The following is a 17,947-nucleotide window of genomic DNA, read 5'->3' on the forward strand; positions in this document are numbered from 1 at the left end:
AATGAAAGTAGCCTATTCTAAGGATAATCTCAATTAAATTAAAAGTATTTATATAGCACTATTTTTATCTATTAAAAAAGCATTAGGCAGCTGAATTTGACTATAATATTGCCTTTAATTTTATATTATCCTTTACGCGAAGATGTATTACGCCCCCTGGCAGCCCCAGTTGCTCGTTTATTTGTTACTCGCATCGAAGAAACTTGTGTATGCCGTTTTACAGCACGACGGATCTGATTTGCTTTAATACGACGTCTATCTTGCTCAACCGATATTTTACTGGCTGTTTCATCTGTAAGACCAACCAGTTGACGCAAATAATTAATCTGGGCTAAACCTAATTCCGTCCATCCTCCTCTGGGTAATCCTTTTGGTAAATAAATATCACCATAACGAACGCGGATCAGGCGGCTGACTTGTATGCCTACCGCTTCCCATAAACGCCTTACTTCACGCTTACGGCCTTCCGTTAAAGTAACATTAAACCATTGATTCATGCCTTCTCCGCCACGAAACTTCAGTGTCTTAAAATTAGCTTCACCATCTTCAAGTTGAACACCTTTGGTTAATTGCCGAATTTTAGCATCATTAATTTCACCAAAAACACGAACTGCATATTCACGTTCGACCTCATGACGAGGATGCATCAAACGATTAGCCAGTTCCCCATCTGTGGTAAATAATAATAAACCACAGGTATTTACATCTAAACGACCTATCGCAATCCAGCGAGAGCCGGTTAATTTAGGTAAGAGATCAAATACGGTTGGACGTCCTTCTGGATCATGATGAGTACATAGTTCGCCTTCCGGCTTATAATAAGCCAAGATCCGACAAACAGTTTTCTCCGCTTCTTTGATTTTCAAAAGGTGACCATCTAAGCGAATTTTAGTGTTAGATTTAACTTCTATTCGGTCACCCAAGGTCGCTAATTGACCATCAACACTGATCCTACCGGATTGAATAAAACTTTCTATTTCCCTGCGCGATCCATAACCACAACGAGCAAGTACTTTTTGTAACTTTTCACTTTGCTGCTTTTTAACGCTCATAGCGTAAACCTCTTGTGTCACCTTCACAGGCGTCATAATTATAAAAATAACTAAAAAAATAAACTGTGGTTATTATACACCGTTTTTCTATTAACCTCATCTGAAGCTTTTTTATTCAAATGGTATCGTGGAACCCATTCCAACTCGGATGATATTTGGCGTACTCTCTGTTAAATCAACTACAGTGGTTGGTTTTTCACTTAAATAACCACCATTTATAATCAAGTCAACTTGTTGACCAATTAAACTTTCTATCTCATCTGCTGAGGACTGAGCAAAATCTTCACCTGGCAATATTAAACTAGTCGATAGCAAAGGTTCGCCAATTCCGGCAAGCAGATCTCTGGCAATCGGATTATTGGGTAAACGTATGCCTATTGTTTTACGTTTTTTATTCATTATTCGACGTGGGACTTCTTTTGTTGCACGTAAAATAAAAGTGTAATGACCCGGTGTACTATTTTTAATCATTCTAAACACCTGATTATCTAGATAGGCATATTCAGCTATTTCAGATAAATCACGACACATTAGGGTAAAATTGTGGCGAGAATCCAATTGACGTAGGCGACAAATTTGCATAAGCGCGTTTTTATTATCTAACTTACAGCCAATTGCATAGCTGGAATCAGTCGGATAAACAATAATGCCACCTTTGTTTAATATTTCTATACATTGGTTAATTAATCTAGGTTGCGGATTTTGTGGGTGAATATGGAGAGATTGTCCCATGAATGTTCTCTATATATTTATTTAATCACTATATTATTTAATTAAACTTGAAAATTAAGTTATCAATATACCTAGGCTGCTTACTATATAATATTTAAGCCTAAACGATAATCCCAAATTTTTATTGCCAGGTTTGCCAAATCGGTGTAACACCCGCGGGTAACCAAAGATTTCTACCTAGCTCAGTCCAGGCGCAGGGGCGATGAAAATCAGAACCGACCGAAGCATATAAATCATGTAGTCTAGCTAATTCAGTTAAATTTTTTCGTTCATCAGGCGATTGTTGGCATTGAGCAATTAAATTTAATGTTAGCTATTCGTCGGCTAATTATTGGTGACAATAAAGTTTGTGGTCTCACTCTCCCACAAGATGCCCAAAGCGCTTATCAAGTTGGGGCGATTTATTGCGGTTTAATTTTTGCAGACAAATCGCCACGCAAAGTAACACTTGAGCAAGCAAGAGCCGTTATAACCGCAGCCCCTCTTAACTATGTTGGCGTTTTTCAACACCAGGTAAATTCATTAATCGCTGAAATTAGTCATCAGTTAAATTTATTTGCCGTCCAGTTGCATGGTTATAAAACAGCTGCTGACATTCAGCAACTTCGTTCTTTATTACCCGCAAATTGCGAAATATGGCAAGCAGTTAATATGGATCAATCACCACCTTGTTTCAACGCAAAAAATATCGATCGCTATTTACTTGATCATGGTGAGGTGGCACAGGCAAAACTTTTGATTGGTCCAAATTACCTGAGAAACAACTTGATAAAATTATGTTAGCCGGTGGATTAAATGCGGACAACTGCCAACAAGCAGCTGCGTTAGGCTGCTTAGGCCTTGATTTCAATTCTGGTGTTGAACAGCGGCCTGGCATAAAAAGTTGCCATAAGTTACAGATTACCTTTGAAAAATTGTTTGATTATTTATAAGCATAACAATCAAATTAACAATTTAACGATCAAACGAATAAAGCAATGAGTAAATTAAATCCCTATTTTGGCCAATTTGGTGGTCAATATGTGCCTGAAATTCTTATTCCCGCACTTAACGAACTGGAACAGGCTTTCATCGAAGCCCAGCAAGATGATACGTTTCAACAACAATTTCACGATCTATTACAAAATTACGCTGGCCGTCCCACCGCCTTAACGCTATGTCGCAATTTAACCATCGGTACTAAAACTAAACTTTATCTAAAACGAGAAGATCTATTGCATGGCGGCGCACATAAAACAAATCAAGTGTTAGGCCAGGCTTTATTAGCCAAACGGATGGGCAAAACTGAAATTATTGCAGAAACTGGCGCTGGACAACATGGCGTTGCTACAGCACTGGCTTGTGCATTACTTGGGCTAAAATGTCGCATCTATATGGGAGAGAAAGATGTCCAACGCCAATTGCCCAATGTATTTCGGATGCAATTATTGGGCGCTAAAGTTATTACGGTAAATAATGGCTCAGCAACCTTAAAAGACGCCTACAATGAAGCCTTGAGAGATTGGTCAGCCAGTTATAGCAACACCCACTATTTACTTGGCACCGCCGCCGGGCCCCATCCCTATCCAACGCTAGTACGCGAGTTTCAACGTATGATTGGCGATGAAGCCAAAGCACAAATTTTAGCTAGAGAAGGACGACTACCCGATGCCGTAATTGCTTGCGTTGGCGGAGGCTCTAACGCTATCGGATTATTCACGGCGTTTAAACCAGAGCAAAATGTACGTCTAATTGGGGTTGAGCCAGCCGGTCTAGGTATCGACTCTGGCGCCCATGGTGCACCATTAAAACATGGTCGGCTTGGTATTTACTTTGGTATGAAATCTCACCTAATGCAAACCGATGAAGGCCAAATTAAAGAGTCTTATTCTATTTCTGCCGGATTAGATTTTCCTTCAGTAGGACCAGAGCATGCTTATTTGAATAGTATTGGCCGTGCTGATTATGTCTCAATTACCGATGATGAAGCGTTATCGGCATTAAAAAAATTGGCTAATCATGAAGGTATTATCCCAGCTTTAGAGTCGTCACACGCCCTGGCTTACGCCTTAAAAATGATTGAAGCAGAACCGGAAAAAGAACAACTACTGATTGTTAATATCTCCGGCCGTGGAGATAAAGATATTTTTACTGTACAGGCTATTTTGCAAGTCAAAGGAGAGATCTAATGGAGCGTTATCAGCAACTGTTTAACACCTTAAATGCTAAAAATCAGGCAGCATTCGTCCCATTCATCACCTTAGGCGATCCCAATGCAGAAATGTCATTAAAAATTATTGATACATTAATTGAAGCAAAAGCCGATGCATTAGAGATTGGTATCCCTTTTTCTGATCCATTGGCTGATGGTCCAACGATTCAAAAGGCCAATTTACGCGCACTTAATGCGAACATCACGCCAACATCCTGTTTTGAGTTATTAGCACAGATCCGCAAAAAGCACCCTTTGATTCCTATTGGCTTATTAGTTTATGCAAATCTGATTTTTAACTATGGTATTGATAACTTTTACGCTCAATGTCAGAATGCCGGCATCGATTCCGTTTTAATCGCCGATGTACCGATGAATGAGTGCCTGCCATTTCGCACTTCAGCGTTGCAACATAATATTGCACCAATATTTATTTGTCCTCCTAATGCTGATGACGATCTTCTACGCCAAATTGCTTTATATGGTCGTGGCTATACTTATCTACTCTCGCGTTCAGGTGTAACAGGCACAGAAAAAAAAGCCAATATTCCTGCTAGCCAGTTATTAACCAAGCTACAAACCTACCATGCCGCCCCACCACTGTTAGGTTTTGGTATTGCTGAACCAAAACAAGTCACTGAAGCAATCAAAAATGGTGTAGTTGGCGCAATATCTGGCTCTGCGGTTGTAAAATTAATTGAAATTCATCATCAGCAATCTGATATATTACTGGCCAAATTAAAACAGTTTGTTTCACAGATGAAAATGGCTACGCAAAAATAGTCAATTTAAAGCTAGCGGAAAATGGTAGTTAGTCTTGCTATTTTGTAATTACTAATTATCGATTCTAATAAACTATTGTAATTAACAAGTCGCTATCGATACCAGCTATTCATTTGTAATTTATTTATATTTCATCAATAATCAGTATATTGACTGCGATGAAATTTTCATTTAGCACTCATATACGATAAATAAAAATAACCCTCGTATTAATGGAGAATTGAATAATGAAATATCTTAAATCAATGACAGCGCTCTGTACCGTGCTATTTATGGCATTATTCCTTTCTGCTTGTGCTCCAACAGCAAAAACAGAAGGAACTGGTGGATATATTGACGATACGGTTATTACAACTAAAGTGAAGACAGCATTATTGGCAGAAAAAAACTTGAAATCAACGCAAATCAATGTTGAAACCTTTAAAGGTCGTGTGCAATTGAGCGGTTTTGTCAGTTCGCGTGCCGACGCTCAGCGTGCAATTCAAGTAACACAAGGTGTAGCAGGTGTACAATCAGTCATTGATTCGATGAAAATACGATGATTGTTTTACTTTTCAGCCCCAATATAGGGGCTGAAATAAATATAATTTATCACATTGGCCCCTCAAATCAGATAATAAAATAATCGCTTTTATCACCATAAAGTCATTACCATATCAATTATTAAAACCAATCATTACATTGTTATATTCAAAATTACTATAATATAAATATCACTCTATTTTTAGTATTTTATCCTTACTTATAGAATAACCACAAAATTTACTGATATAGCAATAGCTTTACCATAGAAAAGCTATACGCTCTCTTCACTGTCAGTTACAATATACAATTAAAATGTGATGATAAAAACCAGTTATAGGAGCAGTTTTCATGTCCATTACGGCCAACTCACTTATCAGCGATAGCTTTAATTTTTTTAAAAATCAGCTGAGCGGCCTTTTTATCCTGTCATTCATTTCAGCTACCATCAGTCTAATACTTTATTATTTTCTGGTTCCCATCGATGAAATGGCAACCATTGTCAAAACCCTTGGTGGTCAAAATGACTCAACTTCACTTTTAACCTGGGTAAGTCAATTATCTGATGAAGAAAAATCGATAATGATGAGAGTCTCACTACTCTCATTGGCTGCGGTTTTTATCGGATTAATATTATTAGTTTCTTCAGTAGTTACTTATTTGTCAGAACTCAGTACCGGCAATAGCATCAGTGCAGGGCAAGCTTTTGTGCTTTCGTTACGTATATTACCTAACATGTTAATTTTGTTAGTTATATGCACAATTATAATTTATTTTGGCTTTATGCTATTCATCTTACCCGGTATCATTTTAGCTATCGGTTTTTCCTTATCACCCATCATCTTAATAACCGTCAAAAACATTATGCCGCTACGAGCCATGAGTCAAAGTTGGAAAATAGCATTTCGTCATTGGTGGTTAATTCTAGCAATTTTATTACTTTGGCTAGCATTGCAAATGTTACTCACTATGCTACTTGGACAATTTCGTTTTTTACCGAGTATGGTGAATAATATTATCTCTTTTACATTGAATAATTTACTTACCTCTTTTACATTGATCTATTTTTTCCGCCTTTACATGTTAGTTGGAAAAACAACAAATTAACCAAATAAAAATACCACGGCTATTATTTACCATTAGATGGCGTGGTAAAAATTTACTATTAACTTAAACAATTAAAGATTAATTACAGAACCAACGTGCTGACTGAAAATTGCACTGTATTCGTAATAACAAGTTAATTACTTCAATATATTAATAGTGAATTTTATTGCTCAGTAGATAATTTTATTGATAAAAATATACACCTACTCACTGTGTAACATTATTATCAAATAAGGTAATATAATATAAAACAAATTGGCAATAGGATATTTTATAATTTATTAATCAAATAATTATAAAAATTCATATTTACTCGAAAAGGATCAGGATAAGCGCCCTCATGAGACAACTATTAGATTTTATTCCTCTCATTGTTTTCTTTATTGTATATAAAAAAGTAGATATTTTTTACGCATCTGGCGCACTAATGATTGCCACCGCTTTATCGATGCTGGCCATTTATCTTATCTACAAAAAAATTGAAAAAAGTTCGTTAATTACTTTAGTCATCGTGATCATTTTTGGTGGACTGACGTTGATTTTCCACAGTGATCTTTTTATTAAATGGAAAGTGACAGTTATTTACGCTATTTTTTCATTAGCACTGTTAGTCAGCCAATATTTTACCCAAAAACCATTAATCCAAAGAATGCTGGGTAAAGAGATCCATTTAGCTAATGAGATTTGGCATAAATTAAATTTATCATGGGCAATCTTTTTTGCTATCTGTGCGCTAGTAAATATTTATGTTGCCTTTTGGCTACCTCAGGATGTCTGGGTTAACTTTAAAGTTTTTGGTTTGACCGCGGTCACACTAATATTTACAATACTTAGCATGGTGTATATCTATAAACATCTACCTAAAGAACAAAAGTAATTGATATGATAACAACGGATACCTACTTCCAGCAGGTATATTGTGGCAAATAACAGAAGTAAATTTTTCATGACACAACAACAATTACCACAAGGAGAATTAGTTCTCCGTACATTAGCAATGCCGGCCGATACAAATGCTAATGGTGATATATTCGGCGGATGGCTAATGTCACAAATGGATATTGGCGGTGCAATTTTAGCAAAAGAAATTGCACTTGGTCGTGTTGTTACTGTCGCCGTCAATGGGATCACGTTCCAAAAACCAGTCTCAGTCGGCGATGTAATTTGTTGTTATGCTCGCTGCATTAAAACAGGTAACACCTCTATTACCATCAATATTGAAGTTTGGGTCAAGAAAGTTTCCAGTGAGCCAGTAGGCCAACATTATCGAGCCACCGAAGCCATTTTCACTTATGTTGCTGTTAATGAGGATAATTCTCCCCGTTGTTTACCTGAAGAAAAACGTCATTACCAATTATCTAACTCTGATAACGTATCTCCCAATTAATCTATTTTTAAAGGCCAATTTACCTGGCCTTTAAGCAAGCTTTATGACTAAAGCAATTTAAGAAAGATTAATTGAACCATCGATTTTAAACAGGAATGTCTTTTTTAATCCCTTAGCCGGAATTTTTTCATAATACCAACGATTCATCGCCCGCTTAACTTCACGTTCGAACAAACCTCTAGGTGATGAATCAACTACTTCTAAGTTAACAACTCTACCATTTTCATCTATATCATATAGAACATTAACATAACCTTCTTTACCGAGTTTACGAGCGCGATCAGGGTAATCTGGATGTTGAATTCTTAATGCTCTGGGGCCATCTATAGCAATTGATGAGGAAGCTATTTGATTAGTCTGCTGATTGTTATTAACACCAACATGATCATCGCTTGCTAATTTGCTCACGACATTATCTTGTGATTGATTTGACTGTTCGGTAATAGTTTTTTTAATATGATTTTCTACTAACTGCTTAGATTTAGAATTTTGTTTAACGATCGATTTTTTTGGCGTGACCTTTTTTTTCATAGGTAACGCCAGTTTGGCTTCAGCATCAGGCTCTATTTTAGGCGCGATTTCCGTTACTCGCTGTTTAACATTTACCGACTGGCTAATACCACTAGGTGCAGCTAAAGCGACCATGGTTACTGACATAGATTCAGCTGAGGAAGCTGATAATGTAGGCTGTAATAAAAACCAAGATACCGCTAACGAAGCATGAAGGAATAATGATAAGACAATAAATGATGCCGAACGGATCCAACGCATGAGAAAATTCTTTCTTAAAATAAGCAAATTAAATAAGCTCTATTCTAAATGCAAATAGCAATCATATTCAATAAGGATAGCCTGCTAAGTTTAAAAAAGTATCTTGTTGACGATAAAATTAGCTAATGATCTAGTTTTTTATTAACGATATCAACATAGTAAGCCATAAAAGCAAACCAATTATTAACATATTAAATTTATTTAAAGTAACCAAGCTTAGCATTTGAAGTGTATAATAATAAGTGACTATTTAATCTGACAAATTAACATTCATGGATATAGCAAAAAAAATATAAAAATAATTAAAATATTCATAAAATACATTAAATTACTTTCACTTAAGCTAAAAATCGTACTTTTCATATTCATAACAAATTTTATTTTACTATAGTGAATAACCAGATAATCAATAATATCGAACCAACTCTAAGATAGGAACATCTTTGCCTATGGCAACCCTCTATATACTATTAAACTGGGCTGTGCTTTTTCTGTACTGGCTAATGATTGCCACGGTTACTATACGCATTTTATTAAAACGCCGTCCGGTGACTTCTGCCTTAACCTGGCTATTGATTATTTACATCATCCCACTAGTTGGCGTTATTGCTTATCTGGCTTTTGGTGAGTTACACCTTGGCAAGCGACGAGTAATTAAAGCAAAGAATATGTGGCCTTCAGTCGAAACCTGGCTTGAAAAACTCAAACAATCTAAACATATTTTTTGCAAAAGCAATAGCCGAGTGGCAGAACCTTTATTTGAACTCTGCGAAAAAAGACAAGGAATTGGCGGCGTTAAAGGAAATAAAATTCAACTTTTAACCAATTATCAAGACGCTTTAAATACCATTATACGCGATATTAATTCAGCCTATTACAATATCGAAATGGTATTTTATATTTGGCAAGACGGAGGGTTAGTTGATGAGGTTACCGAAGCTCTGATCAATGCAGCAAAACGTGGTGTAAAATGCCGAATTATGATTGATTCTGCCGGTAGCTGGTCTTTTTTTCACAGCCATCAACCAAAAAAAATGCGTGAAGCCGGAATAGAACTAATAGAATCACTAAAAGTAAATTTGTTCCGCTTTTTTCTACGACGAATGGATCTACGCCAACATAGAAAAATAATTATTATTGATAATTATATTTCCTATGTTGGTAGTATGAATATGGTTGACCCTCGCTTTTTTAAGCAAAATGCCGGTATGGGACAATGGGTAGATATTGTTGTTCGGATGGAAGGACCAGTCTCAACAACCCTTGGTATTGTTTATGCATTTGATTGGGAAATGGAAACCGGTCAACGCATTCTTCCTCCTCCTCCAGACACCAATATTATGCCGTTTAAACAAGCTACTGGACATACAACTCAAGTCATTGCTTCAGGGCCCGGCTTTCCGGAAGAATTAATCCAGCAATCTTTAATGACCGCAATTTTTTCTGCCCGCAAACAGCTAATCCTTACCACACCCTACTTTGTTCCCAGTGATGATCTCATCCATGCTATTTGCACTGCAGCGATGCGGGGTGTCGAAGTGTTAATGGTCATTCCTAATCGAAATAATTCTTTTTTAGTTCGTTGGGCAAGCCGGGCATTTTACTCTGAATTGTTAGAAGCGGGCGTTAAGATCTATCAGTTCAATGATGGGCTTTTGCATACTAAAAGCCTATCTGTTGATGGTGAGTTAAGCTTAATTGGGTCTGTTAATCTAGACATGAGAAGCCTTTGGCTTAATTTTGAAATTACTGTTGTAATTGATGATAAAAGCTTTGGTAGCGATCTAATATTAGTTCAATATGATTACATTGCTCGCTCTACACCTTTGATGCAGAAGAATTGGAATAAACGTCCATTATGGAACCGTGTTATCGAACGTATTTGCTATTTTTTTAGTCCATTATTGTAATATTTTTATAAAATTATCAGCGCCAAAAAATTATTTTTGTTAAATTAAGCCAATACTAATAAATCAACCAATAACATTTATTTCCCATAATTGTCAGATAATGATATTCATATATACACCTAATTTATAAAAATAAGGCTAATTTTTATAAATTAGGCTGCACATAGTTAATGACAAAATTAATTCATTGAGCAGATTTCCAGCACCATAACTTACATTTATCTATTATAATCAAGCGGATTAGCTAACAGGAAAAATTTCAATTTTAAATTATTAATCACCCTATTAGACCATAAATTAAAATGGATATTGCTATTGCGGTCCTTAGTAAAAAAGTGTTTTTTACCTATAGAAATTGATTTTATGATGGATTAATAATTCATAAAACTTACAATTATTAGATAAATAAATTTATTAATATAGGTTTTATGACAATATCAATATCCCAAATTTTTATGAATACGTTATAAATATCAATGAGTTATGATGTTATTGCTCGTTTAAAGTAATCCGGGGAAAACAGATTTAGTGCCTGTAATGATAAACTCAATTCCAAGTGACATTAATAATAATCCCATAATACGAGTAATAACATTAATTCCCGTTTGACCTAAATATTTAACGAGAATTGTTGCTGAGCGAAAAAGTAACCAACAACACAAAGCAAAAAAGATACACGTTAGCGATAGACCAACTAAATTTTGCCATCCTAACCAACGAGAAGACCAGACAATACATGAACTAATTGCTCCAGGCCCTGCCATTAATGGTAATGCTAAAGGAACAACTCCAATACTATCACGAATGGCAGTTTCTGATTTTTCCTGTTTATTCTGCTTATCTTCACCTATTCGACCACTAATCATAGACATAGCAATGGCTGCAATAACTATTCCGCCAGCAATACGAAAAGAATCAATAGAGATACCAAATAATTTTAAAAAAACCTCTCCCACCAATAACGAAATACATAAAATAATTGCCACAGAAAAATTAGCCACTAAATTAGTGCGGTTTCTTTCTGTCACAGATTGATAATTAGTCATACTAATAAATACAGGCAAAATTCCTATCGGATTAACTAACGCAAAAAGACCTAAAAAAAACTTAATATAATTAGGAAGATCCAGTAAAGTACCAACCACAATTGAGTCCCTCAATCAAATATTAACGCTTAGCTAAAAATTAATTATTCAAAACAAATAATGTTTAGCCTAGCAGGAAAAACACTTTATCTTAGCGTAGCATACTTATCTAGCTAAAATTCAAAAACTAATTCCAATAACAAAATAAGTTTCTAAATTAAATACCATACAAAATTTTTCTAACTTAATTCTTCAATATTTACTTATATTGCTAATTGAAATTATTCTTATATAACTTATTACTGAATTGATTCAGTATGCACTTTTTTTGATAAAGATCACTTTAGCGCTATTTATAAATGGTAAGCTATATATCTATTGAGTTCTCATAAATATAATGAGCGTTTTTGCTTATTTTTATAATGTGAATTTTTTAAGTCAATTAGCTTACTAAAAACTAATTAGCACTTATATAATATGACACCTCATATTTAATTATATTGCTCCTAATCTAGGCTAATTGACTAAAAAAATTTAACATTTATTAGCAACTGTCTTGAACGTTAAAATTATGGAGAAACGTGATGGTACGACTCATTCCATTCTTCGTTCTTTCTGAGCATCGCGTTCAGGATAGTCAGCAGCTTGCGCATACAGGCGACCAGCGCCACTTTTTTGGCTTTTCCCGCTGCAAGCAGACGCATGTAAAAGGCTTTTATCACCGGATTAAAGCGAGTTGCTACAAGCGCGGCCATATAAAGTGCTGTTCGGACTCCGTCCCTTCCGCCAAATATGGTTCGCCGACCACGCATGGTACCCTAGTCCCGGTTTATGGGGGCAACGCCTACAAGCGCGCTAATAGCTCGCCTCGAGAGGCTGCCCAGTTCGGGAAGCTCCGCCAACAACGCAGCAACTGTCATGGTACCAACCCCTTTAATGCTGCTCAGCCTAGCGGCCAGATCCTTAAAGTGGTTCCTTATGTGGTTGTTCATATCCTCATCGATTCTGGCAAGTTCATCTTCCAGCGCCTTGATGATGATGTTGATGCTTTTTCTATTCTGTGGATGTGCGGTATACAGCCTATTACGTTCTGCCACCAACATTGTAATCAACTGGCGTCTGCGTACGACCATCGCAGCAAGAACCTGACGTTCTGCATTTGGCAGAGTCCGGATAAAGCGCTCTCGCTCCGGATGTCGATTAATAACCTCTGCCATTTGTGCAAGCACTTTGGCATCAATACGGTCAGTTTTTGCCAGATAGCCCATAGCGCGGGCAAAGTCTCGGGATTGTCTGGGATTGATCACAGTGACGTCAAAGCCTTCAGCCTGGAGCGAGCAGGCCACAGTAGCTTCAAGCCCGCCAGTTGCCTCCATCAGAACCAACACCACCGAATGCTTTCTCAATTCGGCGATAATGGCATCAAAACCGTCAGAGTCATTACTGACCGTAAACTGTGCAATATCACAGCTGGCTGCTATGTCCAGCGTTGCTTTAGAAACATCAATACCCACACAAAGTGGATTTGGCTGACTCATGATTACCCATCCTTGCAAATGCGTTATGGAGTACGGACAACTGTTCGGGTTTCAGATGAGTGGCTCAGTGTATGCGCTGGTCGCTAATTAACGGGCTTAAAACCCTAGGAGGAATCGGGCTGCATGCACCTTGCCAAATCTAATCGTAACTATTTTAAACCGTTTTCAAGATACAAGGAGTAATCTTTATGTCTGTAACTAATGTTACTGAACTCAATGAACTTGTCGTGCGTGTAAAAAAAGCACAACAACAATTTGCAAATTTTACCCAGGATCAAGTTGATAAAATTTTTCGTGCTGCTGCTCTTGCTGCTGCTGACTCTCGCATTCCTTTAGCAAAATTAGCAGTTGAAGAATCTGGTATGGAAATTATAGAAGATAAAGTGATTAAAAATCATTTTGCTTCGGAATATATTTATAATGCTTATAAAGATGAGAAAACTTGTGGCATTCTGTCCGAAGATCTTACTTTTGGTACTATCACCATTGCCGAACCTATTGGCTTAATTTGTGGTATTGTTCCAACAACTAATCCTACATCGACAGCCATTTTTAAATCTTTAATCAGTCTAAAAACGCGTAAAGGGATTATTTTTTCCCCTCACCCTCGCGCTAAAAATGCCACTAACAACGCCGCCAAAATCGTATTACAAGCCGCTGTTGCTGCTGGTGCACCAAAAGATATCATTGGCTGGATAGATGAACCCTCAGTCGAACTTTCAAATGCATTAATGCACCACCCTGATGTTAATCTTATCTTAGCAACCGGTGGACCTGGTATGGTAAAAGCAGCTTATAGTTCAGGAAAACCTGCCATCGGTGTAGGTGCAGGTAATACACCTGTCGTGATTGACAGTTCTGCCGACATTAAACGTGCAGTTGCTTCAATTTTAATGTCAAAAATTTTTGATAATGGTGTTATTTGCGCGTCAGAGCAATCAGTTATCATTGTGGACGAAATTTACAATCAAGTGCGCGAACGTTTTGTCACTCATGGCGGTTACTTATTAAAAGGTAAAGAGCTTAAAGCAGTACAAAACATTATTTTAAAAAATGGTAATTTAAATGCGGCTATTGTTGGTCAACCAGCGGTAAAAATTGCTGAACTAGCCGGCATACAAGTGCCGTTAAACACTAAAATTTTAATCGGAGAAGTAAAAGCCACAGATGAGAGCGAACCTTTTGCCCATGAAAAACTCTCACCATTACTTGCCATGTACCATAGTAAAGATTTTGCTGATGCCGTTGGAAAAGCAGAAAAATTGGTTGAGATGGGTGGTATTGGCCATACTTCATGTCTTTATACTGATCAAGACAATCAAACTGAGCGAGTTAATTATTTCGGCGAGAAAATGAAAACCGCACGTATCTTAATTAATACTCCGGCATCTCAGGGTGGGATTGGTGATCTTTATAATTTCAAATTGGCTCCTTCATTAACATTAGGATGCGGCTCGTGGGGTGGAAATTCTATCTCTGAAAACGTGGGTCCTAAGCACCTAATTAATACTAAAACAGTAGCGAAAAGAGCAGAAAATATGTTGTGGCATAAACTTCCTAGTTCTATTTATTTTCGTAGTGGTTGCCTACCATTAGCGTTGGAAGAAATTGCTACTGACGGTGCTAAACGGGCTTTTATTGTTACTGACAGTTACTTATTCAATAATGGTTATGTTGATGAAGTCGTTAATGTATTGAAGACTTTTAACGTTGAAACTGAAGTATTTTTTGAAGCTAAAGCCGATCCTACGCTGAGTATTGTTCGTAAAGGTGCCGCTTTAATGCATACCTTTAAACCAGATGTGATTATCGCTTTAGGCGGTGGTTCTCCTATGGATGCAGCTAAAATCATGTGGGTAATGTATGAACATCCTGAAACCCATTTTGAAGAGCTTGCTCTACGTTTTATGGATATTCGTAAACGTATTCATAAATTCCCTAAAATGGGTGTTAAAGCCAAAATGGTTGCCATCACCACAACATCAGGTACAGGCTCAGAAGTCACGCCATTTGCTGTTGTTACTGATGATGCTACCGGCCAAAAATATCCTTTAGCCGATTATGCAATTACGCCAAATATGGCAATTGTTGATGCCAATCTTGTTATGCATATGCCGAAATCACTTACAGCATTCGGTGGACTAGATGCTATCGTCCATGCATTAGAAGCTTATGTTTCAGTTCTTGCAAGTGAATACTCTGATGGACAAGCTTTACAGGCTTTAACGTTGTTAAAAGAGTATTTGCCAACCAGTTATCTGAATGGAGCGAAAGATCCGATTGCCCGCGAACGGGTGCATAATGCAGCAACCATCGCTGGTATTGCTTTCGCTAATGCTTTTTTAGGTGTTTGCCACTCAATGGCCCATAAATTAGGTTCCGAATTTCATATACCCCATGGTTTAGCCAATGCGCTGCTAATTGAAAATGTCATTCGCTATAACGCTAATGACAATCCAACAAAGCAAACCGCATTCAGCCAATATGATCGCCCTCAAGCTCGTCGTCGCTATGGTGAGATTGCCGATCACTTAGGACTAACCTCACCAGCTGATCGCACAGCTAACAAAATTGAAAAACTGCTTAATTGGTTAGCAACACTTAAAACTATGCTCGGTATCCCCAAATCTATTCGTGAAGCTGGGGTCGCAGAAAAGGATTTCTTAGCTAAAGTGGATAATTTATCTGAAGATGCGTTTGATGATCAATGTACTGGTGCGAATCCTCGCTTTCCGTTGATCGCTGAACTAAAACAAATTATGTTAGATTCATACTATGGTAATAATTTTACTGAAGAGAAAAATATATTTCTGCAAACAGAGGAAAAAAGTCATCTAGTAAAAGAATCTACTTAATAAACATTTTATTTGTAACCATTTATTTAATAATTAGCACTGAAAATATATTCGGTGCTTTTTTAATCGCAAAATATTTTACCAATCCTTATTTGAAAATAATTTAAAACCAAAATAGTTATTTTACGTAATTAATTTTCATTTAAGAATAATAACCTAATATGGGGAGTTAAAAATTATTTAAATGGAACAACGGAAAAAGGTTTTTCACCCGCCTCAATACATTTTGTGTGATTAATTGCATCCATATAATGTCTACGACAGACTGAGATATATTTTTCATTACCACCAATTTCAATCTGTTCTCCCTGATAGACAGCAAGCCCATTATCATCTAATCGCAAAACCCTACTTGCTTTACGACCACAATAACAAATGGTTTTTAGTTCAATAAGTTTATCTGCCCAAGCTAACAGATAGTGACTGCCAATAAATAACTCACCACGAAAATCTGTTCTTAATCCATAACACAAAACCGGTATATTGGCATAATCAACAATTTCACAAAGCTGACTAACTTGCTCTTTAGTTAAAAACTGACACTCATCAACAAGCACACAATGAATTTTTTGACAGCTATTTTTTTCTTTTATTAATCTCCCCATATCTGTCTGTTGCGAAAATAATATTGCATCTGCAGCTAAACCAATTCTGGAGGTTACTTTACCTTGAACAAATCGGGTATCAATCTCAGCGGTGAAAATAAGCGTATTCATTCCCCGTTCATTATAATTATATGAAGACTGAAGTAGTGAAGTTGATTTACCAGCATTCATTGCTGAATAATAGAAATAAAGCTGAGCCATTAGCCCTTTCCTCTTACCTATTTAGACAAATATTTTGAAAGTTTACCACATACATTATCAAACATTATTTTTCATTTGATTATAAATATTGATAACTAACATAACAGATTTTTTAGTAATGTTTATAGTCATGAAAAAGTTCGTATGTTTAAATGTCACGCTCTACAAACAACATCTTTATTTTAACAAAGTATGTGATAAGAAAAGATTATTAATAGCTAACATTCATCAAAAAACTTAGATACCCAGTAGTTATAACTCAACAAAAGCTTAATAAGCAAACTCTTTTACACATATTAAGTTAAAATTTAGTTTATGTTACATACCATAAAGTTGAATAAAAATAAAAAACATCATCTTTACATCTGAATGAAATTCAAATATAAAAGCAGTTCTATCATTTTGGTATAGATTTTTAAGTATCCAGGGTATCTAATATAAGATATATAATATTTTTACAGTGAAAGCTTATATTGCTTTTGCAAAGAAGTTTAAGTTAAAAAAACAATAAATTTAACCTTATTTTGTAACTTCACTATTGCAGAAAATAAAATAGCATTCTATTATTAGTAGATATCAGCCAACATTCATTTTAATTCGAGACCAGGAAAATGAGCGATTCATTGAAATATTTTAAATCATTAAATAACATTCGTACCTTACGTGCGATAGCAAGAGAAATGCCGTTAGAATCATTGCAAGAAATACATGATAAATTTAATACCGTTGTAGATGAACGTCGCGAAGATGAAAATCAAGCGAGAGCACAATTAGAAGCTCATAGTCAAAAAATTGCAAAATATATTAAATTACTGGAAGGAGAAGGACTCAGTCTAGATGATCTAGTTACTGCAAAAACTCCTTCAAAAACATCTAACCGTACTAAGCGCGCAGCAAGACCGGCTAAATTTCAATATAAAGATGAAAATGGTGAAATCAAAACCTGGACCGGTCAAGGTCGTACACCAGCTGTCATCAAAAAGGCACTAGCGAAGGGTAAAAATATGGATGATTTTTTAATCTAAATGTCCTTTCCCTACTTTAAAAATACCCTTTATATAAAGGGTATTTTTATTACACATATCATTAACATTTATTACACAATAAATAACCAACCTTAATAAGGTCTAATATATATCAAAGCGTAAAACTCTGCTCGCTAAGATAAATACTAAATACATTTACATGCCTGCCACTTTTCACTAATA

The 17,947-nt window shown here is 36.1% G+C and carries 14 protein-coding genes and 3 pseudogenes; 10 read left to right on the plus strand and 7 right to left on the minus strand.

The window, feature by feature from the left end:
• Positions 1-125 precede the first annotated feature (125 nt).
• The 3 genes and pseudogenes from rluB to AACL31_RS11385 form a co-directional block, all read right to left on the minus strand.
• Entirely contained in the window at positions 126-1,052 is a 927-nt protein-coding gene (gene rluB / locus AACL31_RS11375) for a 23S rRNA pseudouridine(2605) synthase RluB (RefSeq protein WP_310512767.1), read from the minus strand.
• A 111-nt stretch (positions 1,053-1,163) separates the two neighbouring features.
• On the minus strand, positions 1,164-1,784 hold the full coding sequence (locus AACL31_RS11380; protein WP_310512768.1) for an L-threonylcarbamoyladenylate synthase: 621 nt from the start codon (positions 1,782-1,784) through the stop codon (positions 1,164-1,166).
• A 121-nt stretch (positions 1,785-1,905) separates the two neighbouring features.
• A pseudogene (locus tag AACL31_RS11385) lies at positions 1,906-2,082 on the minus strand (phosphatase); the annotation flags it as partial.
• Positions 2,083-2,090: 8 nt separating this feature from the next.
• On the opposite strand from AACL31_RS11385, the pseudogene AACL31_RS11390 reads away from it, so the two are divergent.
• From AACL31_RS11390 to yciA, 7 genes and pseudogenes are all read left to right on the plus strand, one after another.
• Positions 2,091-2,716 (plus strand): annotated as a pseudogene (locus AACL31_RS11390) (hypothetical protein).
• 45 nt (positions 2,717-2,761) lie between these two features.
• Complete coding sequence (gene trpB, locus AACL31_RS11395; protein ID WP_310512769.1) at positions 2,762-3,952, plus strand: tryptophan synthase subunit beta; 1,191 nt, start codon at positions 2,762-2,764, stop codon at positions 3,950-3,952.
• Positions 3,952-4,758, plus strand: a complete 807-nt coding sequence (gene trpA, locus AACL31_RS11400) for a tryptophan synthase subunit alpha (RefSeq protein ID WP_310512770.1) — start codon at positions 3,952-3,954, stop codon at positions 4,756-4,758. Before trpB ends, trpA begins: the two co-directional genes overlap by 1 nt.
• A gap of 227 nt (positions 4,759-4,985) precedes the next feature.
• Entirely contained in the window at positions 4,986-5,300 is a 315-nt protein-coding gene (locus AACL31_RS11405) for a BON domain-containing protein (RefSeq protein WP_032114990.1), read from the plus strand.
• A 331-nt stretch (positions 5,301-5,631) separates the two neighbouring features.
• Positions 5,632-6,387: a YciC family protein gene (locus AACL31_RS11410; protein ID WP_310512771.1), complete on the plus strand. Its 756-nt coding sequence runs from the start codon at positions 5,632-5,634 to the stop codon at positions 6,385-6,387.
• Between the two features lie 340 nt (positions 6,388-6,727).
• Complete coding sequence (locus AACL31_RS11415) at positions 6,728-7,264, plus strand: septation protein A (RefSeq protein ID WP_310512772.1); 537 nt, start codon at positions 6,728-6,730, stop codon at positions 7,262-7,264.
• A 69-nt stretch (positions 7,265-7,333) separates the two neighbouring features.
• Positions 7,334-7,774: an acyl-CoA thioester hydrolase YciA gene (gene yciA, locus AACL31_RS11420; RefSeq protein WP_310512775.1), complete on the plus strand. Its 441-nt coding sequence runs from the start codon at positions 7,334-7,336 to the stop codon at positions 7,772-7,774.
• 57 nt (positions 7,775-7,831) lie between these two features.
• Here the strand turns inward: yciA and AACL31_RS11425 are convergent, their stop codons facing one another.
• Positions 7,832-8,545, minus strand: a complete 714-nt coding sequence (locus tag AACL31_RS11425) for a TonB family protein (RefSeq protein WP_310512773.1) — start codon at positions 8,543-8,545, stop codon at positions 7,832-7,834.
• A 449-nt stretch (positions 8,546-8,994) separates the two neighbouring features.
• Here AACL31_RS11425 and cls point away from each other — a divergent pair, with 449 nt between their 5' ends.
• Positions 8,995-10,455: a cardiolipin synthase gene (gene cls / locus AACL31_RS11430; protein WP_310512774.1), complete on the plus strand. Its 1,461-nt coding sequence runs from the start codon at positions 8,995-8,997 to the stop codon at positions 10,453-10,455.
• Positions 10,456-10,955: 500 nt separating this feature from the next.
• Here cls and AACL31_RS11435 read toward each other — a convergent pair whose 3' ends face one another.
• Both AACL31_RS11435 and AACL31_RS11440 read right to left on the minus strand, forming a co-directional pair.
• The gene (locus tag AACL31_RS11435; protein ID WP_180816526.1) at positions 10,956-11,600 is read right to left on the minus strand and encodes a YchE family NAAT transporter; all 645 of its coding nucleotides are present in this window, start codon (positions 11,598-11,600) and stop codon (positions 10,956-10,958) included.
• A 509-nt stretch (positions 11,601-12,109) separates the two neighbouring features.
• A pseudogene (locus AACL31_RS11440) lies at positions 12,110-13,078 on the minus strand (IS110 family transposase).
• 188 nt (positions 13,079-13,266) lie between these two features.
• Between AACL31_RS11440 and adhE the strand changes: the two are divergent.
• Positions 13,267-15,933: a bifunctional acetaldehyde-CoA/alcohol dehydrogenase gene (adhE, locus tag AACL31_RS11445; protein WP_310512401.1), complete on the plus strand. Its 2,667-nt coding sequence runs from the start codon at positions 13,267-13,269 to the stop codon at positions 15,931-15,933.
• Positions 15,934-16,109: 176 nt separating this feature from the next.
• On the opposite strand, the gene AACL31_RS11450 is transcribed toward adhE, so the two are convergent.
• Positions 16,110-16,739, minus strand: coding sequence for a thymidine kinase (locus AACL31_RS11450; RefSeq protein ID WP_310512402.1), 630 nt, complete (start codon positions 16,737-16,739; stop codon positions 16,110-16,112).
• Between the two features lie 611 nt (positions 16,740-17,350).
• On the opposite strand from AACL31_RS11450, the gene AACL31_RS11455 reads away from it, so the two are divergent.
• Positions 17,351-17,764, plus strand: a complete 414-nt coding sequence (locus AACL31_RS11455) for an H-NS family nucleoid-associated regulatory protein (RefSeq protein WP_063655671.1) — start codon at positions 17,351-17,353, stop codon at positions 17,762-17,764.
• Positions 17,765-17,947 lie beyond the last annotated feature (183 nt).

The sequence above is a fragment of the Arsenophonus endosymbiont of Crataerina pallida genome, assembly GCF_964020125.1.
Classification (GTDB): domain Bacteria; phylum Pseudomonadota; class Gammaproteobacteria; order Enterobacterales; family Enterobacteriaceae; genus Arsenophonus; species Arsenophonus nilaparvatae.

Coding starts and splice junctions, on each gene's coding strand:
- AACL31_RS11410 (WP_310512771.1), top strand. CDS start 5,632: ATGTCCATTACGGCCAACTCACTTATCAGCGATAGCTTTAATTTTTTT.
- AACL31_RS11405 (WP_032114990.1), top strand. CDS start 4,986: ATGAAATATCTTAAATCAATGACAGCGCTCTGTACCGTGCTATTTATG.
- cls (WP_310512774.1), top strand. CDS start 8,995: ATGGCAACCCTCTATATACTATTAAACTGGGCTGTGCTTTTTCTGTAC.
- AACL31_RS11450 (WP_310512402.1), bottom strand. CDS start 16,739: ATGGCTCAGCTTTATTTCTATTATTCAGCAATGAATGCTGGTAAATCA.
- trpA (WP_310512770.1), top strand. CDS start 3,952: ATGGAGCGTTATCAGCAACTGTTTAACACCTTAAATGCTAAAAATCAG.
- yciA (WP_310512775.1), top strand. CDS start 7,334: ATGACACAACAACAATTACCACAAGGAGAATTAGTTCTCCGTACATTA.
- rluB (WP_310512767.1), bottom strand. CDS start 1,052: ATGAGCGTTAAAAAGCAGCAAAGTGAAAAGTTACAAAAAGTACTTGCT.
- trpB (WP_310512769.1), top strand. CDS start 2,762: ATGAGTAAATTAAATCCCTATTTTGGCCAATTTGGTGGTCAATATGTG.
- AACL31_RS11415 (WP_310512772.1), top strand. CDS start 6,728: ATGAGACAACTATTAGATTTTATTCCTCTCATTGTTTTCTTTATTGTA.
- AACL31_RS11455 (WP_063655671.1), top strand. CDS start 17,351: ATGAGCGATTCATTGAAATATTTTAAATCATTAAATAACATTCGTACC.
- AACL31_RS11380 (WP_310512768.1), bottom strand. CDS start 1,784: ATGGGACAATCTCTCCATATTCACCCACAAAATCCGCAACCTAGATTA.
- AACL31_RS11425 (WP_310512773.1), bottom strand. CDS start 8,545: ATGCGTTGGATCCGTTCGGCATCATTTATTGTCTTATCATTATTCCTT.
- adhE (WP_310512401.1), top strand. CDS start 13,267: ATGTCTGTAACTAATGTTACTGAACTCAATGAACTTGTCGTGCGTGTA.